This window comes from Pseudoalteromonas sp. T1lg48 (assembly GCF_002964785.1).
GTDB lineage: Bacteria > Pseudomonadota > Gammaproteobacteria > Enterobacterales > Alteromonadaceae > Pseudoalteromonas.
In genome coordinates this window covers 209,281-230,738 of sequence record NZ_PQCC01000002.1, presented here as the reverse complement: position 1 = coordinate 230,738, position 21,458 = coordinate 209,281, and the positions used below count along the sequence as shown (strand labels likewise).

Below are 21,458 nucleotides of genomic sequence, written 5' to 3'. Positions count from 1 at the left end.
ATTGCTATGCTCAGTGATCGCGTTTAACGGCAATATTGGCCAGTGCCACTAAGGCGTCTTTAAACTCGCTGGCGGGCATAAAGTCGAGAACGGCAATGGCTTTATCCGCTTCTTTCTGGGCGCGCTCCATGGTGAATTCCAAGGCCTTGGTTTGTGCCAGGGTGGCAAGAATGTCGTCAAGGTGATCTAAACCATTTCCCTGCTCGATAGCGGTGCGAATTTGTTCGACCTGAGCCGGTTCCGCTCGGGTCATGGCATAAATAAGCGGCAGAGTGGGTTTTCCTTCGGCGAGATCGTCACCAATGTTTTTGCCCAGAGTCTCGGCATCGGCACTATAATCAAGCACATCGTCTACCAATTGGAAGGCGGTGCCCAGGTGCATACCGTATAGGCGCAACGCCTCTTCGACGTCGGCATCTTGCTCGGTGATCACCGCTGCTAACTGAGTTGCGGCCTCGAACAGCTTGGCCGTTTTCGAGTAAATCACCTGCATATAACTTTGCTCTGTGGTATCCGGATCGTTGCAGTTCATGAGCTGCAACACTTCGCCTTCGGCAATCACATTGGTGGCATCGGCGAGGATATCCATGATGCGCATTTGACCTAGGCCGACCATCAACTGGAATGAGCGGGTATAGATAAAGTCGCCCACCAAGACGCTAGCGGCATTGCCAAATTCGGCATTGGCCGTTGGCTCACCTCGGCGCAGGGCCGATTCGTCGACCACGTCGTCATGCAACAGGGTTGCGGTGTGAATAAATTCCACTATGGTTGCTAAAGTGATGTGTTTATCACCTTGATAGCCCAGTGCGCGCGCTGCTAACAGGGCCAGCATGGGTCTAACACGCTTGCCACCGCTGTTGACTATATAGAGGCCAAGTTGATTGACCAGAGCAACATCAGATTGCATCTGCGCATATATTAACTGGTTGACGCTGTTCATATCGTCAGCGATAAGCGTCTGGATAGCCTTTATATCCATTTAACTCCGTGCCACGTCGTTTGTCCGAGGAAATGCGCGGGGAATTGTACATTAATTTTAGCTTCAGCTCGACACTTTCCCCATAAAGGGGCTTTTTTATTGCCTAAGTAGCAAAAAAACGACCAAAGGCAAATTAATTGCTTAAAAAGTGCGTAATGAACTTGGCAAGCGCCTAAAAAAGGATAAAATAGGGAAAATTTTTTCATGTCCTCATCGGCGCCATTTTTTCAAATAATTTATTGAAAAAGACGCTTGTCAAGAAGGGTGTTTTAGCGTAGACTTCGCGCCCTATTGAAGAATATTTAGTTGCGTCGATTTGAGGGCGCACAGACGGAGTTAATTATGTACGCGGTTTTCCAAAGTGGTGGTAAACAGCACCGTGTGACTGAAGGTCAAACGATTCGTCTAGAGAAGCTAGACGTTGAAACTGGTGCAGCAGTTGATTTGACACAGTACTTTTAGTTGCTAATGGTGAGAAAATCGAGATCGGTACACCGTTCGTAAACGGTGGTAAGGTAACAGCTGAAGTTGTTTCTCACGGTCGTGGCGAGAAAGTGAAGATTGTTAAATTTAGACGTCGTAAGCATTCTCGTAAGCAGATGGGCCACCGTCAGTGGTTCACTGAAGTTAAAATCACTGGCATTAGCGCTTAATTTAGAGGTACAGAAAGATGGCACATAAGAAGGCAGCTGGTAGTACTCGTAACGGTCGTGATTCAGAAAGCAAACGCCTAGGTGTTAAGCGTTTCGGTGGTGAATCTGTACTAGCGGGTAACATCATTGTTCGTCAACGTGGTACTAAGTTCCACGCTGGCTCAAACGTAGGCATGGGTAAAGACCACACTCTATTTGCAACTGCAAATGGTAAAGTTCAGTTTGAACAGAAAGGTCCTTTGAACCGTAAATACGTGAGCATCGTAGCTGAATAATCGGCTTACAGACTTACTGAAAAACCCCGCTCTTGCGGGGTTTTTTGTTTTCAATTGCTGGAGCTTTGCCAATGAGGTTGAGTTCTTTTGTCTAATCTCACTGTTAGTGAGCATTAATCATTAGCAATTGATATAATAATAGAAACATTCAATCGCAGATCCGCTAAGTGAAAAATCATGAAATTTGTTGATGAAGTCGAAATCCGTGCAGAAGCCGGCGACGGTGGCAGTGGCGTAGTCTCTTTTCGTCGCGAAAAATACGTACCCGATGGCGGCCCGGATGGCGGCGACGGCGGTGACGGCGGCAGTGTCTACCTAGAGGCCGACGAAAACCTCAATACCCTGATCGATTACCAATTTGAGCGCTTTCATCGCGCCGAGCGCGGTACCAATGGCCAAAGCCGTAATTGTACCGGTAAGAAGGGCGCTGATTTAGTCCTGAAGGTACCGGTTGGTACGCGCGTAACCGATGTTGATACAGAAGAATCCTTAGGTGATTTAACCAAGCATGGACAGAAGCTGATCGTCGCCAAGGGTGGCTTCCATGGCTTGGGGAATACTCGCTTTAAGTCCAGTACTAACCGTGCGCCTCGGCAGAAGACCTTAGGCACACCGGGTGAGGTGCGTAATCTTAAGCTCGAACTGATGTTGCTAGCGGATGTGGGCTTGCTAGGTCTACCGAATGCCGGTAAGTCGACCTTTATTCGCAGTGTGTCGGCGGCCAAACCTAAGGTTGCAGATTATCCATTTACCACCCTGGTGCCGAACCTGGGTGTGGTACGTCCGGCTGCGGGGCAATCTTTTGTTATCGCCGATATCCCGGGATTGATCGAAGGCGCATCCGACGGTGCTGGCTTGGGTATTCGCTTCTTAAAACACCTTGAGCGTTGTCGCGTGTTGTTGCACATCATCGATGTGATGCCAATTGACGGCTCGGATCCAGTTGATAATGCCTTTGCTATTGTCAATGAGCTGCATCAGTACAGCCCGAAATTGGCCGATAAGCCGCGCTGGCTGGTATTCAATAAAATCGATCTTCTTCCCGAGGATGAAGTCGAGGAAACCTGTGCCCGTATCGCCGAGGAGTTAGGCGTCGAGCAGGATATCTATAAAATCAGTGCCGCGAGTAAGGTGAATACGCAGGAACTGTGTCAAGATATCATGCAGTTGCTTGAATCTATGCCAAAAGACAAGTTCGAGCAGCACCAAGAGCAAGAAGAAGTCGAATTTAAGTGGGACACCTATCACCGTCACGCAACCAAAGATAATGACAACGACGATGATTGGGACGATTGGGATGACGACGACTATGATGTCGAGGTCATTTACGAACGTTAATAGATTACCATAAGGGCGCTTGCGCCCTTTTTTATGAGTGAAGTAAAGGAATCAGCAGTGAAAATCTCCATGATAGCGGCGATGGCCCATAACCGGGTGATAGGCAAAGACAATGATATGCCTTGGCATTTACCCGCCGACCTGAAGCATTTTAAACAAGTGACCCTAGGTAAACCCGTTATTATGGGGCGTAAAACCCTGGAGTCTATTGGCCGAGCCCTGCCAGGACGGCGCAATATAGTGATCAGCCGTAATGGCGACTATCAATTTCCCGGCGCCGAAACGGCAACTTCGGTTGAACAGGCGCTAAGCCTGGTAGAAGGGGTTGAAGAGGTGATGATTATCGGCGGCGGTAATATTTACAGTCAATGTTTGCCCTTGTGCCACACCCTTTATTTAACCTTTATCGATTTGGATGTCGCCGGCGATACTTGCTTTCCAGACTATGAAGCCGTAGGGCCGTGGCACTGTATAGAGCGTGAACAGCATGGTCAGGATGAGACGAATCCACATAATTATGAGTTCGTCACGCTTAGTAAGGAAGTGTGAGCTAATTGCTAAATATGACCCCAATTGGTAAACTATTTGTCTACTTTGTAATAAAAAAGTATTAAAAGGGTGCAACTAATGAAATTATTAACTGGGGTAATCGCAACGGCCATATTGGCCGGCTCGGCGTTTTATACGGCGCCAGCCAGTGCCAATGATCGACTCGCCGTAACCATCTGCGAATACATTGCCGCCAATGATAAAAACCGCCTGCGCAAAACTTTGCGTAGCGCACGTATTAAGCTTCGTGATGTGAGCGACAGCGTGCAATGTAATGGCAATAACCTGGTACGTCACGCCGTAGCGAGTCAGGCGGTGGATACCGGCGAATACATCATCAAGAGCCTGCCTAAGAGTGCACTTGAAGATGGCGCCGACCTTAACTGGGCAACAAGCAATGGCTATGGGGATTCGCCGCTTATTGCCGTGTTAAAAGAACGCGCGGGTTTATAATACCGATAGAATTATTGCTATTGATGCAAAATTCGCTAAAAAAGCACAAAAACCACGGTTCTTACCGTGGTTTTTTTGTTTTTGGTTTTAAATCTAATTCAGTTCACGCCCTATACTGGTTAAAATAGCGCAAATTTTTCCAACTAGGTCTTTCTATGGCAATTCACGTAATTGATCACCCTTTAGTACAACACAAACTAGGTTTAATGCGTCAGCAAGGCATTAGCACTAAAAGTTTTCGCGAGCTTGCTTCGGAAGTCGGCACCTTACTGACCTACGAAGCAACGAAAACGCTTGAACTGGCGGATACCTCAATCACAGGTTGGCAGGGAAATGAGCTCACCGTTAAAAGTATTAAAGGGAAGAAAATTACCGTGGTGCCAATTTTGCGTGCGGGTCTAGGTATGCTTGACGGTGTGATGCACCTGATCCCCGGTGCCAAGGTCAGCGTTGTTGGTCTTGAGCGTAACGAAGAAACGCTTGAGCCGGTTCCGTATTTTGAAAAACTGGTTGGCAATATCGATGAGCGCTTAAGCTTGGTTATCGATCCTATGCTGGCCACCGGTGGTTCTATGATAGCTACGCTGGATATGCTTAAAAAGGCAGGCTGTAAGCAGATCAAGGTGATCGTATTGGTGGCGGCGCCGGAAGGCATAGAGAAAACGGTGGCAGCGCACCCGGATGTGGATATTTATACCGCCTCATTAGACAGCCATTTAAATGAAAAAGGATACATAGTGCCAGGACTGGGCGATGCCGGCGATAAGATCTTCGGTACCGTTTAATGAGTGCATTTTTATCCCCTAAGACCATGATCACCGGCGCGCAAATGCTCTTTGTAGCCTTTGGCGCCCTGGTCTTGGTGCCCTTGTTAACTGGGTTAGATGCCAATGTCGCGCTCTTTACCGCCGGTCTTGGCACCTTGGCATTTCAATGGATCACACGCGGTCAGGTCCCTGTATTTTTGGCCTCGTCCTTTGCCTTTATCGCTCCCATTATCGCCTGTAATCAGTTGTATGGCAGTGCCGCTACCATGGGCGCGCTGATGGCTGCCGGTGGCGCCTATATGTTGCTGGCTGTGATGGTGCGCTTAAAGGGCACGGACATGCTGCACAAGGTGTTACCACCCGTGGTGGTTGGCCCGGTGATCATGGTTATCGGTCTGGCCTTGGCGCCGGTGGCGGTGAACATGGCCATGGGTAAAAGCGGCGATGGTACGGCACAATTGGTTACCTACCATGATGCGGTGTGGATCTCCATGTCGGCACTGGTTGCCACCTTGGTGGTTTCGGTGTTTGGCGGCGGTATTTGGCGTTTGGTGCCAATTCTCGCCGGGGTGATCACTGGGTATCTGTGTGCCCTGGCGTTTGGTGTGGTCGACTTTAGCGCGGTGCAACAGGCTTCTTGGCTTGCAGCGCCGGCCTTTAGCGCACCTGAGTTTAAGTGGCAGGCCATTGCCTTTATGATCCCGGTGGCCGTGGCGCCGGCCATTGAGCATATCGGCGATATGATGGCCATCAGCAATGTCACCGGTAAAGACTTTTTGAAAAAGCCTGGCCTACATCGCACCCTGATGGGGGATGGGGTCGCCACCACCTTGGCGGCTAGCGTCGGCGGACCGCCCAATACCACCTATTCGGAAGTGACCGGGGCGGTGATGTTAACGAAAAACTTTAACCCCAGAGTGATGACCTGGACCGCCATTATCGCCGTGGTGCTGGCCTTTATCGGCAAGATGGGTGCCGGACTGCAAACTATTCCTGTGCCTGTGATGGGCGGCATAATGATCTTGCTTTTCGGCTCCATTGCCGTGGTGGGCCTAAAGACCCTGATGAAGGCGGATCTGGATGTAAGTGCACCCCGAAATCTGGTGATCATTGCCTTAATTTTGGTCTTCGGAATTGGCGGCATGCAGATAGGCGGCAATGAATTTGCCCTGCAAGGGGTTAGCCTATGTGCCATCTTTGGCATACTACTAAATTTGTTGTTACCCGAGCATCAGGCAGAATCGGAACAAAATGACGGCTAGGATTAATCGCCTAGAGCATTTGTTCCATAAATAAGTTAGAATCTGCCGCCTTTAGTCTTTCAAGATCATGGTGGCAGAGTGCAATATGCAGGCACTATCGCCATTTAATTATTAGGGGCACTCCTATGTCAGATAAGCGTTATATTACCGCGCAACAGCTGCTGGAAGATTCATTCCGCGTCGCAGCACAAGTCTATGAAGATGGCTTTCGACCCGATTTCATCATTGGTATTTGGCGTGGCGGCGCACCTATAGGTATCGCCGTGCAAGAGTACTACGACTACAAGGGTATCGACACGGATCATATCGCCGTACGTACCTCGTCTTACTATGGTATCGGCAAGCAGTCGAAAGAGATCAAGGTGCATGGTCTGCACTACATCATTGAAAATGCCAATGCCAACAACTCATTGTTGATTGTTGACGATGTATTCGATTCGGGCCGCAGCATTTACGCACTCAAGGAAAAGCTGGCCGAACTGATGCGTTTAAACCTGCCTCAGGATATTCGTGTTGCTTGTCCTTATTACAAGCCGAAGAATACCAAGGTGCCAATGAAGCCGGACTACTACATTCATGACTCTGATGAGTGGTTAGTGTTCCCGCACGAGTTGTCGGGATTGACGCCTGAAGAGTTGCAGGAAGGTAAATCCGATCTTGCCAATATTAAAGATCTGTTTGTGTAATAGACAGTGAAATAAAAAGCAGCCTAGGCTGCTTTTTTTATGCTTATACCAATTCTGTTAAATATGTGAGCATGATATTTAGCCCGCTAGAATGATTAGCTATTTAAGTGAATTGGTATTAGATAAAGCTGTCGACAAAGGCCGAGAGGGCGGGAATGTCGATGGCTTGCAAGCCCTCTTTTGAGCGTACGATCAGGCCCCGGTCGACCAGCTCGGTTACCACCCGGCGGTAGGCACGCTCCGTGGTGGCAAAACGCTCCGCTTCGGCACTCACCGTAGGGTAGGCACGCAACAAGGTCGGGTTGGTGTTTTGGGCCCGCATCAGGCAGTCCTTGGCAATGTTATAGCTCAGGGGCAACAGCAGTTTGTCGAGGTTAACCTTTTGGTTCTCCTGAAACTTAGCGGCAATGGTCTGCGCCGTATACAGGCTCAACTGCGGGTTAGCCAACAATACCTGGCGCCAATGTTTTAGTTCGATCAGGTTATAGCTGACATCGCTAAAGCAGGTGACGGTATAGATGCAGGGCTGGTTATTCAATGCCTCAATTTCACCGATCAAGGTGTTGTTACAATCAAGCTGGCCAAGCAAAAGACGGCGGCCGTTACCCACATCATAACTAAAAGACACAGTACCGCTGCGAACCAGCACTAACTTTTGTAGTGGTTGATCCTGGTGCAGCAAGACTTCTTTTTTCTCCTGCTGATAATAACTACCAGCATAATTAAGAAGCTGCTCAACGAGATCCGTCGAAAAATGATACTGAAACATTGTCAAAGCCTGCTGGGACAATTGTCCTTTTTGTTACAACCATATGACGCTAGCATGAAGGTCTAACGTATTTTATGTCAATTTACACATTATAACCGGGTTGTTCCTTAGCATAACGATTCCCGTGTTTATTGTTCGGTTTATTACTCGGTGGTGTGAATTGACCTTTTTATTCTCTGTAATCGCCCTGTGATGCATGCGGGTCCTTGCTTTCACAGCGGTTTATCAATGCTAACGTAAAGCGAAGGAGAGGACAAATGGCGTGGGAATATTTAGGGTATTTTGCCTCGGCGCTGCTCGTTGCCTCTCTGGCTATGAGTGATGTTTATAAGCTGCGTTGGTTTAATCTTGCCGGATGTATCGCCTTTAGTTGTTATGGTCTGGCTATTGATGCCTGGCCGGTGGCGTTAACCAATGCCGTGCTGGCCCTGGTTAACCTCTACCACCTTTACAAGTTAAGGCGCCTTCAAGGTGCAGCCGAGCCGCTGCGCTCATAGCGTTTTTCACCGCCAAGCCAGGTTTGTAATACCTGGGTTTGCCAAATGTCCTGCACCGGGGCGGTCATAATATCGGTATCGACGATAATAAAGTCCGCCCATTTGCCTTTTTCTAAACTGCCAAGCTTAAACTCCTGATGGGCACTATAAGCCGCATCCAAAGTAAAGGCGCGCAGTGCCTGCTCTCTGGTCAATAATTCCTGTGGGCGCCATCCGGCTTGCGGCTGACCGTTATGGTCCTGGCGGGTAATGGCGCTGTAAAGACCGTGGAAGGGATTGGCTAATTCCACCGGGAAATCGGAGCCAGCGGCGACCTTAGAGCCCTGCGCTAAAAATGTCTGCCAGGCATAAGCACCACTTAATTGTTGCTCGTTTAAGCGTAGCTCGGCCATATGCATATCCGAGGTGGCGTGCACCGGTTGCATGGAAGGAATGATTTTCAGCTCTTTAAAGCGAGGGATATCGCTTGGGGCGACAATTTGCGCATGCTCGATACGATTACGCAGTAACTTGCCGCCGGTGCTTTTAAACACGCTTTCATAGGCATTGAGCACATCGCGGTTGGCGCGATCGCCAATGGCATGGGTGTGCGCGGAGAAGCCATGGGCAAAACAGGTTTTGAAAATCTCTTCTAACTGCTCCTGGCTTTCCAGCATCAGGCCGCGATGGCCTTTGCGGTCGGCATAATCATCAAGCAGCGCCGCTCCGCGGGAGCCCAGGGCGCCATCGGCATAGACTTTAACGCTGCGAATGGAGAGCATGTCGTTGGCATCGCTGACCTTACCGGCCTTAAGCATGCTTACCAGTTGAGGTTCGGCGGCGCTCAGCATGGCATAGATGCGCAGCGGTAAGTTATTTTGTGCGGCGCGCTGGCGGTATAGCTGCCAGGTGTCTTTGCTTATGCCGGCATCATGGGTGCTGGTAATGCCGAGGCTTAGTAAATGGGCGCCGGCCTTGTCCAAGGCAGTGGACAGAGCCCGAGCATCGGCTTTGGGAATATGGGGGGTGATCAGGTTTTCAGCCTTGTCAATGAAGACCCCAGTAGCTTGTCCTTGGTCATTACGAATGATTTCGCCGCCCTCGGGGCTTGGCTCGGTGCCTTTAAAGCCGGCCAGTTCCATGGCTTTGGTGTTGACCCAGATGGCATGACCATCGATGCGGGTTAGGACAACCGGGCGGTCGCTGACATATTTGTCCAAGTCCGTCGCCGTGGCAAAGCGCTTTGTGGGCCAGTTCTCCTGGTTCCAGCCGCGGCCAATAATCCACTCTTGGTTCGATTGCGCCGCAAAGGCTTTTAACTTTTCACCAATTTGCTCCACCGACTGGGTGTCGCGTAAATCCAAACGCATCAGGTTTTGACCTAGGCCAATCACATGACCGTGAGCGTCGATTAATCCTGGCAGCAACACCTTACCTTTGGCATCTATGCGCTCGGCATCGGGGTAGCTTTTGGCTAGTTGCTGATCGCCGCGATTAAGCACGCGACCGTCTTTAATCACCAGGGTGCTAAAGTGGGCGAGCTCGCCATCCTGAGTTGGGGTATAGCCCTTGGCGTTGTACACCACAGTGGTGCCGGCCAGGGTGCTAAAGGGCATCAGCGTCGTTATCATTAGCGCAATAAGCTTGTTTTTCATGGATATTTTCCTCCTTGGCAGAGAAATGACTGTAGCAAATAAATATCCACAGCGACAACAAACACGATGCCTGTCAGGAGAGAAGTGATTAGGAGAAGATCGGGAGAGAGAGGAAGACCGGGTAGGCCGGTCTTCCGGTTGAGTTTTAAACCCTAAAGCCATCCACGGATAAGCGCAGCTCTTCTGCCAGTTTGGCGACCTCTGAGCTGGATTCCGAGGTTTGGTTCGCGCCCTGGGCGGTTTGTTCGGCGATGGCAACGATCTGCTCAAGACGTTCGCTGATCTCTTGGGAGACCTGGTGCTGCTCCATGGCCGCCGAGGAGATTTGATCGCTGACATCATGGGCGGTGGCCACCGCATGGGTAATGGAGTCGAGCGCAGCGTTGGCGTGCTCGCTTTGCTCGACGCAGGACTCGGCTTGCAGGCGGCCCTTGGACATGGCTTCAACCGCCGCTTGCGCACCGCTTTGGAGCGATTCGATCATGGTTTGGATTTCCTGCGTTGACTCTTGTGTCTTGCTTGCCAGCGAGCGCACCTCGTCTGCAACGACGGCAAAACCACGGCCTTGTTCACCTGCCCGCGCCGCTTCAATGGCGGCGTTTAACGCCAGCAGGTTGGTCTGTTCGGCGATACCACGGATCACGTCGAGAATGCCGCCGATGGAGGCGCTGTCTTGGTGCAACTGATTGATCACCTGAGAGGCGTTATCCACTTCACTGGCCAGTTGCTCTATGGTGAGCTTATTCTGGTTAGAAATTCCCTTCACTCGATTGGCTTCGGCATCGGCATTTTTAATTTCAATCAATGCCTGTTGGGCGCTGTCGTTCACCGCTTGCGAGGTGCTGCTCATTTCTGTGGTTGCTGTGGCTGCTTGTTCAACCTGGGCGCGCTGTGATTCGATGGCCTGGCTCGACTCGCTGGTAATGGTCGAGGTTTGCTCCGAGGCCGCCGCTAGTTGTGTGGAACGGGAAATAATGCTTTGGATCAGCGAGCGCAGGCTGTCGATCAGCGTATTGCAACTTTGTGCCAGTTCGGCAAATTCGTCTTTGCCGCTGTCATCAAGGCGCTGGGTCATATCGCCAGAGGCGACGATATTGAGCACGCGGTTCACTTCATCCAATGGCTTGGTGATACGACTGACGGTGATAAAGGCAACGACTATGGCGATCAGGGTGGCAATTAGCATGCCTAACCAGGTCCAGACATTGGCCTTGGTGACATCGCTGCGAACGCCTTGTTGTTGTGTTGTGGCCAACTCATGAACCTGCTCAACCAGCGCTGCCAGCGCGGCGATCGCCTTAGCATTGGTGGTTTCTGAACCATCTAAATTGGCCTTGGCCTGGGCCTGGGTTTGCAATAGCGCCGCCTTATTCTGAGCCAAAGAGTTGTCACCCTGGAGCTGCTCACGAATGCTCATCAGGTACCCCTTCAAGTCATTGAATAAACCCTCGTCTTTGGCGCTGACCTCAGGCTCAATCAAGGTTAAGGAGCGCTCTAGCTCGGTAAGATAAAAGAGCTGATCATTTTTGACTATGTCCAGGGTTTGCAGGCTGTTTAGAGTTAATAGGTCATTGCTGGTGGTGGTTATGGAACCTAGGTGGTTTTCAATTTGCCGGTTCGCTTCAAAGGCACGGGGCGCCGATTTTTCTAAGCCGTCGAGATCGGCAATATCCAGGGTCACGGCAATGGCGTCTTCTACATTTAGATCTATGGTGTCGAATTGCTCGCGCAACTTAGTGCTTAGGGTAAGGGCTCGATCCTTATCGCTAAATAGCTGAGCGACCTGGCTTTCCGATTTGCCGTAGATTTGCTTTACCTGCTTAGCCAAGGCGGCTAGTTTTGGCTGCTCGGTGACCACCTGCTGTAAGCTGTCCATACTGGCATGGAATTTTTTTTGCTGTTCCTGGTAGTTCTTTTTGAGTGCGCCAAGTTGTGCTAAATCTTCACTGTAATAGGCACCCAGGGCGGCCTTGCTCATCAGTGCAAATTCAACCTGTAACTCGGAGCTTTTTTCCAGCGCCGGTAGTGAAAGCTGATTTACACTTTGTGTTGAGCTATCAATATTGGCTATACGAAACAGTGAGTTACCACCAATTGTTAGCAGTAACAAGGTGATGATAATGAAACCACCCCAGATACGTTGACTCACGGTAAGCTGCATACAAATTCCTAACTACATTGGACTAGATAACTTATCGGCTACAGGCACGAAAAGTTGAGGGGTTTATAGCGAAAATGTAACAATTTTTACCATGGAGCGCTGTTTATTACGATGAAAGGTAGGCTGGTATCGATACTTTGTTTTTATTTTTCAAATTCATAGCCGTCATGCTGCCACCCCAGACACAGCCGGTATCCAAGGCATGGATATGGGCGATGCCGGTATGGCCTTCGAGCGCCGCCCAATGGCCAAAGACAATATCAAAATCTTCCTGGCCACGATTAGGATGTTTAAACCAAGGTATAAGCGGGCTGCTTTGATTCGGTGCGCCCTTGTCACTGAGATTCAGCGCCCCTTGTTGGTCAACGAAGCGCATGCGGGTAAAGGCGTTGATGGTGTAGATAAATTTATCCACCTGGCTGCTGGCCTCCGCCCACTGGCTCGGCGCATTTTGATACATGCGTTCAAAGTAGTAAGCCGCTTCCTCACCCTGGTAGCACTGCTCGGCAAAACGGGCTTGCTGCAGCGCCTGGGCCAGCGACCATTGTGGCGAGAGGCCGGCATGGCTTAGCAGGATACGGCGTTTTTCCAGCCAGATGGCCAGGGGTTGGCGTTGTAAGAAGGCTAACAATTGTGGGCAGTCTGGAGCCGCTAACAGGGGAGCGAGTCTATCCTTGGGGTTGGCTTTTTTGCCCAGCGCCACGGTGGCGAGCAGATGCAGGTCGTGATTGCCTAAGGTAATGCTCACGGCGTGTTCCATGGCATGCAGACGTCGCAAGCAGGCGAGGGAGTCCGGGCCGCGAGCAACGATATCGCCGACGCAATAAAGGTGATCTTTACTTGGATTGAAGTCGATGCGCTTTAGCAGCGCATCTAATTCTTGATAGCAACCCTGGATGTCGCCAAGTGCATACTGGGCCATGGCTTAGTGCAGAATATTCGGGCAACTAAGACGGAATACATCGATAGGTGCCTGGAATTCGTTACCGAATTCGCTGCGCATCACATAATAGCCCTGCATGGTGCCCACCGGCGTGTCTAACACCGCGCCACTGGTATAGCTGTAGCTTTCGCCTGGTCCTATGGTCGGTTGCTCGCCAACCACGCCTTCGCCTTCGACCTCGACTTCCTTGCCGTTGGCGTCGGTGATCAGCCAGTAGCGGCTAAGCAGTTTAGCACTGCTCAGGCTGTGGTTTTTGATGGTGATGTTATAGGCAAACACATATTTGTCATGCTCCGGCTCGGATTGACCCTCAACATAGAAGGTCTCTACCATGACTTTAATGGCCGACTCTGAGTTACTGCTTGTTGTCATATAACCAATTCGCGATATCGATAAACTGCTGTAGCGTTAAACTTTCTGCGCGCACGCTCGGGTCTATGCCTAAGGCTTGTAACTGCTCGGCATCAAGCAGGTTTGCCAGGCTATTGCGCAGAGTCTTACGACGTTGATTGAAGGCTTCAAGGCACACGGTATTAAGCAGCTTAGTGCTTTTGGCGGTGCGTTGCTCTGGTGCTTTAGGTACCAGGCGAACCACGGCCGAATCCACTTTGGGTGCCGGCTTAAAGCAGCTCGGTGGTACTTCAATGACCGGAATGGCGTGACAATAATACTGAGTCATTACGCTAAGGCGGCCAAAGGCTTTTGAGCCCGGGCTTGCAACCATGCGGTTAACCACTTCTTTTTGCAGCATAAAGTGCATGTGCTCAACATTGTCGACGTACTCGAACAAGTGAAACAGTAAGGGGGTCGACACATTATAGGGCAGATTACCGAAGATCTTCAGCTTGCGCTCGTCGTTAAGCAGGCTAGAGAAGTCAAACTTCATCGCATCGCCTTGGTGAACGGTGAGTTTCGGTGCCATAAAGGGATGGTGAATAAGGCGCTCGGCCAGATCTTTATCCAGTTCTACCACGTTAAGATGGTCGGTAAGCTCGGTTACCGGCTCGGTGATCGCACCTAAACCTGGGCCGATCTCGACCAGGTTATCGCCTGGGCGTGGATCGATCGCGGTGACGATCTTGTCGATGATGGTTTCATCATGGAGGAAGTTTTGTCCGAAGCGCTTTCTCGCTCGGTGTCCTAAATGTACTTTATCTGTCATTGTCTCTGCGCTTTTTTGCTCGCCAGTTTGATCGCTTCACTCAAGGCAACACGAAAACTGCCGGCATCTGCTTGGCCGCTGGCCGCCAGATCTAAGGCTGTACCATGATCGACGGAGGTCCGAATAAAGGGAAGGCCAAGGGTGATATTTACTGAATTTCCAAAACCCTTATATTTTAACACAGGTAACCCCTGATCGTGATACATAGCCAGCACTGCGTCCGCTTCATTAAGGTATTTGTCTTGAAACAGGGTGTCTGCTGGTAATGGGCCGATCAGGTGCATGCCCTGGTTATTAAGGGCATCAAGGGTTGGGGTCATCACCTCGATTTCTTCGCGCCCCAAGTGTCCGCCTTCGCCCGCATGAGGATTCAATCCGCACACTAAAATACGCGGCTGCTCGATGGCAAACTTGGTGCGCAAATCGTGATCTAGGATACCGATCACCTTGGCGAGGCGTTCAGGAGTAATGGCTTTGGATACATAGGCCAGCGGAATATGGGTGGTCACTAGGGCCACACGCAGACCCTCGGTGGCCAACATCATAACCACATCCGGGGTATTCGATTGTTGAGCGAAATATTCGGTGTGGCCGCTAAAGGAAATACCCGCCTTATTGATAATGCCCTTGTGCACCGGTCCCGTGACTACGGCATCGAAGGTGCCGTCCATATTTTTTTCGCAGGCAATGCGCAGGGTGTCGAGTACATACTCGCCATTTTGTTCATCCAGCTGGCCTGGAATGGATTCGACCGCCATGTCTACCTGATGATAAAACAAGGTCCCGGCCGCCGTTGGTTGCGCCTGGGCTTGCTCGTCAAAAGGGATAAGGGTCAGCGGCAGGCCCAAGATGGCGGCCCGCTGTTGTAGCAATTGCGCATCGGCAATGGCAACTAATTGTGCGTCCCAATCTTGCTGTGCCAGAGCAATCAGCAAGTCTGGACCCACGCCAGCCGGTTCACCTGGGGTGATAGCGATACGCAACGTCATGGCCCTTATTCCTCTACGAAAATATCAATGTGTGCTTGTTCGCGAATTTCCTGTTGGAAAGCAAAGCTTTCTTCTTTGAATTTGCGGTTGTACAACAACTGCTGCGCGCGGTTTTTCTTGGCCAGATCGGTTTTATCGGCGACACGCTTATCAAGCAGTTGCACTATATGCCAACCGTAGGTCGTGCGAAACGGCTCACTGATTTCGTCTTTTTCCAATGCCATCAGGGTATCGCGGAAGGCCGGTACATAAGTGGTTGGATCGGTCCAGTCGTACTCGCCGCCCTTAAGCGCCGAGCCCGGGTCTTCCGAATATTCTTTCGCTAATTCGGCGAAGTCGGCCTCGCCCGCACGCAGGTCTTTAATAAAACCGGCCAGCATAGAGCGCGCTTTTTCCTCGCTGAGGATAATCGATGGCTTTAACAGGATATGACGCGAGCGAACCTCTACGGTTTCCACAACCTGACGACCGCGTACGTCTTGTACCTTGATAATATGGAAACCGGCGCCACTGCGCAGTGGACCTATGATTTCGCCCTTTTTCTTGCCCTTCACCGCTTCTGCAAACAAAGAGGGCATTTCATTGGTGCTCATCCAGCCTAACTGGCCGCCCTCCAGGGCTTTTGAACCGCTTGATGAGGCGATGGCGATACGCTTAAATTCCTGGCCATCGTTGAGCATCTCCATGACCTTGGTGGCGCGCTCTTGAGAGCTGGCAATTTCTTTGGCGTTAGCGCCGCTTGGGATATCGATAAGAATGTGGCCGATGTCGTATTCTTCGGCGTTACCACCTTGCTGGTCCATGATTTTCAGCAAGTTGTCAATTTCTTGCAAGCTGATATAAATGCGGCGGTCAACGTTGGCACGCAGTACCTGCTGAGTGGTGATTTCTTTACGAATATCTTCACGGAACTGTTGGAAGCTTTCTCCTTCAGCTTCGACGGAGGCGCGCATATCGGCAATGGTGCCACCCTGATCGCGGGCCATATTGGCCAAGGTTTGGTCAAGCTGACCATCGGAAATTTCCATGCCCATGCGCTCACCCATTTGCAGCAGCAGGGTTTGGTCGATCAGGCGCTCAATGGCCTGCACGCGCAGGGCCTCGTCACTTGGAAGCTCCTGGCCGCTGGCCTTGGCCTGGCTTTTAACTCGGTTGATAATGGCGTCAACTTCACTTTGTAAAATGACCCCTTCATTGACTGTGCCCACCACCTGATCGATCAGTTGCGGTTTGGCAATGGCGCCTTGGCTAAGGCCAAGGGCGAGAATACTGGTTGCTAAAAAACGTCTAAAATTCATAGTTGTTATTGCTTTAATTAGTAAGGAAGTAGGGGCGACGGTAGCCAAAAATGCCTTCTTTAAGAATTTCTTGTGCATCATAACTGCTCTTGCCTCCGAGTCCCTTAAGGACAAATTTGATGCCGATCCCCGAGTCGAAGACCGCTTGCTCTTGGTTAATACTCTGATTCAAGTCTGTTTCGATTTGTCTGCGTCCGGTGATCTGTACCGCCCAACAACACGACTCGTACTGTACTCCAGTGTATACCTCGATGCTACGCCCGGATTCGATATCGCGGTGGTAGCTGGCAACTAATTGCCAATTATTATCGATGGGCACACTGGTAAACATGCCGACTTGCTCAATTGTATTCCCTGAGACATCGTTTGCATAGCGATGGTTCAATTGCACCAGCTCATTGTCATCACCCTTATAGTCTAAGGTCAGATGCGATTGAATCATTTGACTGCCGTCAATGTCGTATTGAATTCCGCCGGACAGGTACCAACGGCGATGCCAGTGCCACATGGCTTCGCTGGCAAACAGCGAGTCGTAGCTGGTTTCGTCGGCAAAATCCTGGGCCGTGGGTTTGGCTGAGTCCGACAAATAAAAGATCTGACCGGCGCTTAGGTTAAACACTTCTTCGTTTTGATGATCGAACACTCGAGTGGTGGCCCCCAAGGTGATCTGGTTTGCCGCGGCGACTCGGTCGACCCCAGAAAAGCGACGGTCGCGGAACAGGCCGAAAAAGTCGTCCTGCAGCTTGGTGGTGTCGAACAAGCCGATGTTGTTTTGATCCTTGTTCGGGGTATACAGGTACTGGATTTGTGGTTCCAAAGTCTGAATCCCGTTATCAACGAACAAGCTGGTGTCGCGCTCAAAATTCAACTGGCTGTACAGGCGTACCTTGGGCAAGGTGCGATGCACCGTTTGCTCAAATTCGCTGCCTAAGAGCTCTCCTTGCTGATCATAATAGGTATGCAACAGGCTGAACTCGGACAAGAAAGACCAGGCATAACGCTCTTCACTGAAGCGCAACTTAGGCTCTATATGCAGACGGGTTGCTTCGTCTATGACCCGGGTACTATTACGGAAATGGCTGATTTCGCCATTGATGCTGGCGTCAAACCAGCCCAGTTGATAGGCCTGAGTCTGAGCAAAATTAATACGCGGCAGGGCGGTGTAGGACTCGAGATGATCACCGAGTACTTCATAGTCCTGAATCTGTATATCGGTACGCCAGCGCTCACCTAAATGAGTGAGAATGCCCGAGCGTGCCAAGTGGGTGTCGGTTTTGCTGGCGTAACTAGAGCCTAAGTCTGTGAGATAGTTATCGTCACTGACGTTAGTGATATCGACCCCGGCACGCCACTGGTCGTTAAAATAGCTTTGCTGCTGCCAGTGATAAAGGTAGCGACTGCCCAGCTCACGCTCGGTCTTATCCGAGTCGAGGTATTCCAAGCCGAGGCGGCCCTGGCTGGTCTCGGTGAGATAACGGAAATCCGATTTTATCTGCAGGCCCTTTTTCGACATATAACGGGGCGTCAGAGTAAGGTCGTAATTAGGCGCCAGGTTAATGTAATAAGGGGTAATGGTTTCCACACCATAACGATTCGAGCTTGATAGCTGGGGCGCTAAAAAGCCGGTTTTACGCTGATCGTCAATGGGGAAGGTAAAATAGGGCAAATACAGGACCGGGGTATTGTAGATTTTTAGCGTGGCGCCATAGGTCTCACCCCAGCCTTGTTGCTGCGACAAAATAATTTTATCGGCATTAATAGACCAGGTTTCGTCATCCACCGGGCAAGTAGTAAAGCTGGCATTGCTCAGGGTCAGTCCCTCTTGCGACACCTGCAATTGTTCGGCGCCACCTCGGCCTTGTTGTTCGGTCAACTGATAGTCGGCGGCCAGTAACTTGATATTGGAGTCATCCAGGCTGGCATTTAAGCCGCGGCTGGTAATAATGGCGACACCATCGCGATAGGTGAGTGGCCCCTGCGCATTAAGCAGACCCTGTTGTTTATCAATTAACGCCGAGCGGGCGTTAAGGATCATGGTGCTGCTGCTGATGTCTACATCGCCGTCAAACTGGGCGCTGGCCTGACCGATTAACTCGACATCATCGGCGACGATTTCAATCACCCCTAAGGGTAAATCGGGCGCTTGCCAGGGGGCCGGACGGGTCACTGCAAGGCAATGGGGGATGTGTCCAGAGGCCTGTACAGGCGCGGTGAACTTTTTTTGTTCGGAAGCGGGTACCTTGGCATCCATCGCCTGTTCCACAGCGGCAAGTGCGACACTGGCTTGGGTTCCATATAGGGCTATAGCTATCATGCCCCATAATTTATTCATTGACTCACCTTAGCTTAGTTGCCAGAAGTATTAGGTCTGTTGACCTTTATTGTTTTTTCTGCGTTTAGGCTGAATATAAAGTAAACCACAAAGATAAACAGACCCTAGAATTAAGCATGACATAATAAAGCAATTTTTGGCTAATTACATCCGCCAAGTACCCACAAATACGTCATTTTTATGGTCAATATCTGTCTCAATTGATGCTTGCTTGTGCTTGTTAGTTCGATGATTTTTAGTCACTATGTGGGGGCAAATTCAAATAACAAGGGTTAGCGCGAATGTGGGGTAAGGTGCTCGGTGCCTGTTTTGGCTTTATGTTTGGCCGTTTTTTTGGTTTATTCCTAGGCCTGTTTATTGGTCATCTGTTTGATAAAAGTCTGAAACAGGATTTTGATAATGCCGGTGGATTTCGTGGTTTCTTTAATAACGACGATGTATCCGAGCGCCAGGCATTGTTTTTCTCCAGCTGCTTTGCGGTGATGGGGCATATAGCCAAGTCCAATGGCCGAGTGAACGAGCTGCATATTCGCGCCGCCACCGCCTTTATGGAAGAAATGGGCCTGACCGGTGAGGACAAGCGCGAAGCACAACTGGCGTTTAACGCCGGTAAAGCCGATGATTTTTCCATGAACGTCACCTTGCGGGAGTTTCGTGAGCATTTTGCCGGACGCTTCGACCTGATCCAGTTATTTTTAGAGATTCAGATTCAAATGGCCTTCAGTGATGGTCACCTGGCGGCACAGGAAAAAGTGTTGCTGGAGCAAGTGGCTAAGGGACTGGGCGTCAGCAAAACGCATTTTAGCTTTATTCTCAAGCGCTATCAGGCCGAGTTCGCTTTTCGCCAGCAACAGCAGAGGTTTCATCGGCAACACCAGCAGCAGCGTACACCCAGCGGTGCCAGTAGTGGCATGAGCCGGGCTCAGGCACTGCATATCTTAGGACTGGAAGAAGGCGTCGATGCCTCAACGGTGAAAAAAGCCTATCGCAAGCTGATGGCACAACACCATCCGGACAAGCTAGTTTCTCAAGGTTTGCCAGAGCACATGATGCGCCTGGCACAAAAGAAGAGCCAGGATATTCAGGCGGCTTACGAATACCTAAAAAAGGCGGCGTAAGAAACCGTCTATCTCGCGGCTTAAGCGCTCTGTTTGCTGCGCATCAATCAGATCTGCGGAAAACCAGATCTGGCGATAGTCCAGCTTATGATTCTTTTGTGCCCATTGCTGGCGCTGAGCTCTTTGTGCCAAGGCCCAAGGATGTTGCCCCGGGTTGTGCACATCCAACACCGCCGTGGCCAACACTGATAAATTAGCACCAATATGCTGGTGGCGCTGTGGATCGCTTAAATAAGCTCCGATACTGATAAAGGCCTGGAGTTGCATATCCGGATAATCGCTCAGGAATTCACTTAACAGACCGGCATTTTGCCCCACGGCGATAAGACTAATGGGGCGACCGCTGGCTTGAGCATGGGCAAAGGTGGCTTCGAGGCGGGCCTCAAGTAGGCGCCGATGGGTATTGAGTGCTTTTTCCGTGATGGCTTGTTGATAGGGCGGAACATAGGTGGGCTTATTGCCATGGGCTGGGCTTTGGTTTTTAGGCAGAGTCTCCTGTTCGGGTATCTTTCTTGTAGACTCAACCGTGCCGAGTGGCTCGATTTCCTTTTGTTCCATGCGCGTGTTAACTACCAAATAGCTGCTGTACCCCTGTTCGCTAAGTGCCAGACGTAAGCGCGCGAAGCCCTGGCGATTACCGTAGGGGTCATGCAGGGAAGGGATGAGGATCACCGCACCGCGGTGCTCTGCCGCCATGGCCGGACGATGTATTATTTGAAACTCTTCACCCTGAGCCAACAGCGTAACCGATTGCTCATTGCTGGCGACCTCATTGGCAAACAACGGCGCCGTCATAGATAGGCATAACAGAAGTAAGCATTGGAGCATAATTCAATCCCAAGAAAATCCATACGCCCGTTATCGACCGTACCCGGAAATAGTTTAGGTCTAGTGAAGGATTCCCCGTTGCGGTTAGAAGGGGCAGGGGGCGGTAAAGGTCATGCTTTCGCCGCTAATGGGATGATTCAGGGTCAGCCAGTGGGCATGTAATTGCAAACGCGGTGCGCGGGCTTTGGCTTCGGGATAGGCGTAGAGGCGATCGCCAAGGATCACATGGCCAAGGGAGAGCATATGCACCCTCAGCTGGTGGCTGCGACCGGTTATGGGGGTTAGACGGACCCGGCTGTTGTTCTCACCGTATTCGAGCACCTCATAATGGGTTAGCGATGGCTTGCCCTTTTCCATATCGACCATCTGCTTGGGGCGATTAGGCCAATCGCAGATCAGCGGCAAATCCACCGAACCCGCCTGTTCTTTAAGATGGCCATCGACAATGGCGATGTATTCCTTGGCCGTTTGTCTATCTTGAAACTGCATGCTGAGGTTGCGGTGCGCTTCTTTATTGAGCGCCAGGCAAATTACCCCCGAGGTTGCCATATCCAAACGGTGCACGATTTTGGCGCTGGGAAAGACGACATTGGCTCGTCGAATCAGGCTATCGGCATGTTTAGGGTCTTTTCCCGGCACCGTGAGCAGGCCGCTGGGCTTATCCAGGATCAGCAGGTCGTCATCCTGATAGATGATCTGCAGATAGGGGAAACGTGGGGGATTGTAGTTTAAAAGCATGGCCGACCTCTAGCTAGGGTCAAC

General features: G+C 50.8%; 21 protein-coding genes and 1 pseudogene. 10 read left to right on the top strand and 12 right to left on the bottom strand.

The window, feature by feature from the left end; translation table 11 throughout:
* Window positions 1–10: 10 nt before the first annotated feature.
* Window positions 11–982 (bottom strand): octaprenyl diphosphate synthase, encoded by a 972-nt coding sequence (gene ispB, locus C2M29_RS02835; RefSeq protein ID WP_105188291.1) that lies wholly within the window; start codon window positions 980–982, stop codon window positions 11–13.
* Between the two features lie 342 nt (window positions 983–1,324).
* On the opposite strand from ispB, the pseudogene rplU reads away from it, so the two are divergent.
* From rplU to C2M29_RS02795, 8 genes and pseudogenes are all read left to right on the top strand, one after another.
* Window positions 1,325–1,635 (top strand): annotated as a pseudogene (rplU, locus tag C2M29_RS02830) (50S ribosomal protein L21).
* Between the two features lie 17 nt (window positions 1,636–1,652).
* Window positions 1,653–1,910 (top strand): 50S ribosomal protein L27, encoded by a 258-nt coding sequence (rpmA, locus tag C2M29_RS02825; protein WP_105188290.1) that lies wholly within the window; start codon window positions 1,653–1,655, stop codon window positions 1,908–1,910.
* Between the two features lie 177 nt (window positions 1,911–2,087).
* Entirely contained in the window at window positions 2,088–3,248 is a 1,161-nt protein-coding gene (gene cgtA / locus C2M29_RS02820; protein WP_105188289.1) for an Obg family GTPase CgtA, read from the top strand.
* A gap of 69 nt (window positions 3,249–3,317) precedes the next feature.
* On the top strand, window positions 3,318–3,797 hold the full coding sequence (gene folA / locus C2M29_RS02815) for a type 3 dihydrofolate reductase (RefSeq protein WP_105188620.1): 480 nt from the start codon (window positions 3,318–3,320) through the stop codon (window positions 3,795–3,797).
* A gap of 78 nt (window positions 3,798–3,875) precedes the next feature.
* Window positions 3,876–4,250: a DUF3718 domain-containing protein gene (locus tag C2M29_RS02810; protein WP_105188288.1), complete on the top strand. Its 375-nt coding sequence runs from the start codon at window positions 3,876–3,878 to the stop codon at window positions 4,248–4,250.
* A gap of 155 nt (window positions 4,251–4,405) precedes the next feature.
* A complete protein-coding gene (upp, locus tag C2M29_RS02805) occupies window positions 4,406–5,035 on the top strand; it encodes a uracil phosphoribosyltransferase (protein ID WP_105188287.1) in 630 nt (209 codons plus the stop codon).
* Window positions 5,035–6,279: a uracil-xanthine permease family protein gene (locus C2M29_RS02800; protein ID WP_105188286.1), complete on the top strand. Its 1,245-nt coding sequence runs from the start codon at window positions 5,035–5,037 to the stop codon at window positions 6,277–6,279. Before upp ends, C2M29_RS02800 begins: the two co-directional genes overlap by 1 nt.
* Window positions 6,280–6,404: 125 nt before the next feature.
* A complete protein-coding gene (locus C2M29_RS02795; RefSeq protein WP_105188285.1) occupies window positions 6,405–6,965 on the top strand; it encodes a phosphoribosyltransferase in 561 nt (186 codons plus the stop codon).
* Between the two features lie 118 nt (window positions 6,966–7,083).
* Here C2M29_RS02795 and C2M29_RS02790 read toward each other — a convergent pair whose 3' ends face one another.
* On the bottom strand, window positions 7,084–7,734 hold the full coding sequence (locus C2M29_RS02790) for a Crp/Fnr family transcriptional regulator (RefSeq protein WP_105188284.1): 651 nt from the start codon (window positions 7,732–7,734) through the stop codon (window positions 7,084–7,086).
* Between the two features lie 257 nt (window positions 7,735–7,991).
* On the opposite strand from C2M29_RS02790, the gene C2M29_RS02785 reads away from it, so the two are divergent.
* The gene (locus tag C2M29_RS02785) at window positions 7,992–8,231 is read left to right on the top strand and encodes a YgjV family protein (RefSeq protein ID WP_105188283.1); all 240 of its coding nucleotides are present in this window, start codon (window positions 7,992–7,994) and stop codon (window positions 8,229–8,231) included.
* On the opposite strand, the gene C2M29_RS02780 is transcribed toward C2M29_RS02785, so the two are convergent.
* The 8 genes from C2M29_RS02780 to lptD form a co-directional block, all read right to left on the bottom strand.
* Complete coding sequence (locus C2M29_RS02780; protein ID WP_105188282.1) at window positions 8,201–9,865, bottom strand: amidohydrolase; 1,665 nt, start codon at window positions 9,863–9,865, stop codon at window positions 8,201–8,203. The two genes, C2M29_RS02785 and C2M29_RS02780, sit on opposite strands and share 31 nt — an antisense overlap.
* Window positions 9,866–10,010: 145 nt before the next feature.
* The gene (locus C2M29_RS02775; protein WP_105188281.1) at window positions 10,011–12,026 is read right to left on the bottom strand and encodes a methyl-accepting chemotaxis protein; all 2,016 of its coding nucleotides are present in this window, start codon (window positions 12,024–12,026) and stop codon (window positions 10,011–10,013) included.
* A gap of 106 nt (window positions 12,027–12,132) precedes the next feature.
* Complete coding sequence (locus tag C2M29_RS02770) at window positions 12,133–12,948, bottom strand: symmetrical bis(5'-nucleosyl)-tetraphosphatase (protein WP_105188280.1); 816 nt, start codon at window positions 12,946–12,948, stop codon at window positions 12,133–12,135.
* A gap of 3 nt (window positions 12,949–12,951) precedes the next feature.
* Window positions 12,952–13,341, bottom strand: a complete 390-nt coding sequence (gene apaG / locus C2M29_RS02765) for a Co2+/Mg2+ efflux protein ApaG (protein WP_105188279.1) — start codon at window positions 13,339–13,341, stop codon at window positions 12,952–12,954.
* Window positions 13,325–14,131 carry a 16S rRNA (adenine(1518)-N(6)/adenine(1519)-N(6))-dimethyltransferase RsmA gene (gene rsmA, locus C2M29_RS02760; RefSeq protein WP_105188278.1) on the bottom strand — a complete coding sequence of 269 codons (807 nt, stop codon included), beginning with the start codon at window positions 14,129–14,131 and terminating at the stop codon, window positions 13,325–13,327. The genes apaG and rsmA overlap by 17 nt, the downstream gene beginning before the upstream one ends.
* Complete coding sequence (gene pdxA / locus C2M29_RS02755) at window positions 14,128–15,120, bottom strand: 4-hydroxythreonine-4-phosphate dehydrogenase PdxA (RefSeq protein ID WP_105188277.1); 993 nt, start codon at window positions 15,118–15,120, stop codon at window positions 14,128–14,130. Before pdxA ends, rsmA begins: the two co-directional genes overlap by 4 nt.
* A 5-nt stretch (window positions 15,121–15,125) precedes the next feature.
* Window positions 15,126–16,418 (bottom strand): peptidylprolyl isomerase SurA, encoded by a 1,293-nt coding sequence (surA, locus tag C2M29_RS02750; RefSeq protein WP_105188276.1) that lies wholly within the window; start codon window positions 16,416–16,418, stop codon window positions 15,126–15,128.
* Window positions 16,419–16,431: 13 nt separating this feature from the next.
* On the bottom strand, window positions 16,432–18,669 hold the full coding sequence (lptD, locus tag C2M29_RS02745) for an LPS assembly protein LptD (protein WP_105188619.1): 2,238 nt from the start codon (window positions 18,667–18,669) through the stop codon (window positions 16,432–16,434).
* A 362-nt stretch (window positions 18,670–19,031) separates the two neighbouring features.
* Here lptD and djlA point away from each other — a divergent pair, with 362 nt between their 5' ends.
* A complete protein-coding gene (gene djlA, locus C2M29_RS02740) occupies window positions 19,032–19,868 on the top strand; it encodes a co-chaperone DjlA (RefSeq protein WP_105188275.1) in 837 nt (278 codons plus the stop codon).
* Here djlA and C2M29_RS02735 read toward each other — a convergent pair.
* Window positions 19,851–20,696 (bottom strand): DUF3530 family protein, encoded by an 846-nt coding sequence (locus C2M29_RS02735; protein WP_105188274.1) that lies wholly within the window; start codon window positions 20,694–20,696, stop codon window positions 19,851–19,853. The genes djlA and C2M29_RS02735 overlap by 18 nt on opposite strands.
* Window positions 20,697–20,780: 84 nt before the next feature.
* Complete coding sequence (gene rluA / locus C2M29_RS02730) at window positions 20,781–21,434, bottom strand: bifunctional tRNA pseudouridine(32) synthase/23S rRNA pseudouridine(746) synthase RluA (RefSeq protein ID WP_105188273.1); 654 nt, start codon at window positions 21,432–21,434, stop codon at window positions 20,781–20,783.
* Between the last annotated feature and the right edge of the window lie 24 nt (window positions 21,435–21,458).

What these genes read in the sequence shown, in the direction of transcription:
- rpmA (WP_105188290.1), top strand. Translation starts at nt 1,653, where the DNA reads ATGGCACATAAGAAGGCAGCTGGTAGTACTCGTAACGGTCGTGATTCA.
- C2M29_RS02770 (WP_105188280.1), bottom strand. Translation starts at nt 12,948, where the DNA reads ATGGCCCAGTATGCACTTGGCGACATCCAGGGTTGCTATCAAGAATTA.
- rluA (WP_105188273.1), bottom strand. Translation starts at nt 21,434, where the DNA reads ATGCTTTTAAACTACAATCCCCCACGTTTCCCCTATCTGCAGATCATC.
- pdxA (WP_105188277.1), bottom strand. Translation starts at nt 15,120, where the DNA reads ATGACGTTGCGTATCGCTATCACCCCAGGTGAACCGGCTGGCGTGGGT.
- C2M29_RS02790 (WP_105188284.1), bottom strand. Translation starts at nt 7,734, where the DNA reads ATGTTTCAGTATCATTTTTCGACGGATCTCGTTGAGCAGCTTCTTAAT.
- apaG (WP_105188279.1), bottom strand. Translation starts at nt 13,341, where the DNA reads ATGACAACAAGCAGTAACTCAGAGTCGGCCATTAAAGTCATGGTAGAG.
- folA (WP_105188620.1), top strand. Translation starts at nt 3,318, where the DNA reads ATGATAGCGGCGATGGCCCATAACCGGGTGATAGGCAAAGACAATGAT.
- C2M29_RS02735 (WP_105188274.1), bottom strand. Translation starts at nt 20,696, where the DNA reads ATGCTCCAATGCTTACTTCTGTTATGCCTATCTATGACGGCGCCGTTG.
- C2M29_RS02780 (WP_105188282.1), bottom strand. Translation starts at nt 9,865, where the DNA reads ATGAAAAACAAGCTTATTGCGCTAATGATAACGACGCTGATGCCCTTT.
- upp (WP_105188287.1), top strand. Translation starts at nt 4,406, where the DNA reads ATGGCAATTCACGTAATTGATCACCCTTTAGTACAACACAAACTAGGT.
- djlA (WP_105188275.1), top strand. Translation starts at nt 19,032, where the DNA reads ATGTGGGGTAAGGTGCTCGGTGCCTGTTTTGGCTTTATGTTTGGCCGT.
- C2M29_RS02775 (WP_105188281.1), bottom strand. Translation starts at nt 12,026, where the DNA reads ATGCAGCTTACCGTGAGTCAACGTATCTGGGGTGGTTTCATTATCATC.
- surA (WP_105188276.1), bottom strand. Translation starts at nt 16,418, where the DNA reads ATGAATTTTAGACGTTTTTTAGCAACCAGTATTCTCGCCCTTGGCCTT.
- C2M29_RS02800 (WP_105188286.1), top strand. Translation starts at nt 5,035, where the DNA reads ATGAGTGCATTTTTATCCCCTAAGACCATGATCACCGGCGCGCAAATG.
- C2M29_RS02795 (WP_105188285.1), top strand. Translation starts at nt 6,405, where the DNA reads ATGTCAGATAAGCGTTATATTACCGCGCAACAGCTGCTGGAAGATTCA.
- ispB (WP_105188291.1), bottom strand. Translation starts at nt 982, where the DNA reads ATGGATATAAAGGCTATCCAGACGCTTATCGCTGACGATATGAACAGC.
- cgtA (WP_105188289.1), top strand. Translation starts at nt 2,088, where the DNA reads ATGAAATTTGTTGATGAAGTCGAAATCCGTGCAGAAGCCGGCGACGGT.
- C2M29_RS02810 (WP_105188288.1), top strand. Translation starts at nt 3,876, where the DNA reads ATGAAATTATTAACTGGGGTAATCGCAACGGCCATATTGGCCGGCTCG.
- lptD (WP_105188619.1), bottom strand. Translation starts at nt 18,669, where the DNA reads ATGGATGCCAAGGTACCCGCTTCCGAACAAAAAAAGTTCACCGCGCCT.
- rsmA (WP_105188278.1), bottom strand. Translation starts at nt 14,131, where the DNA reads ATGACAGATAAAGTACATTTAGGACACCGAGCGAGAAAGCGCTTCGGA.
- C2M29_RS02785 (WP_105188283.1), top strand. Translation starts at nt 7,992, where the DNA reads ATGGCGTGGGAATATTTAGGGTATTTTGCCTCGGCGCTGCTCGTTGCC.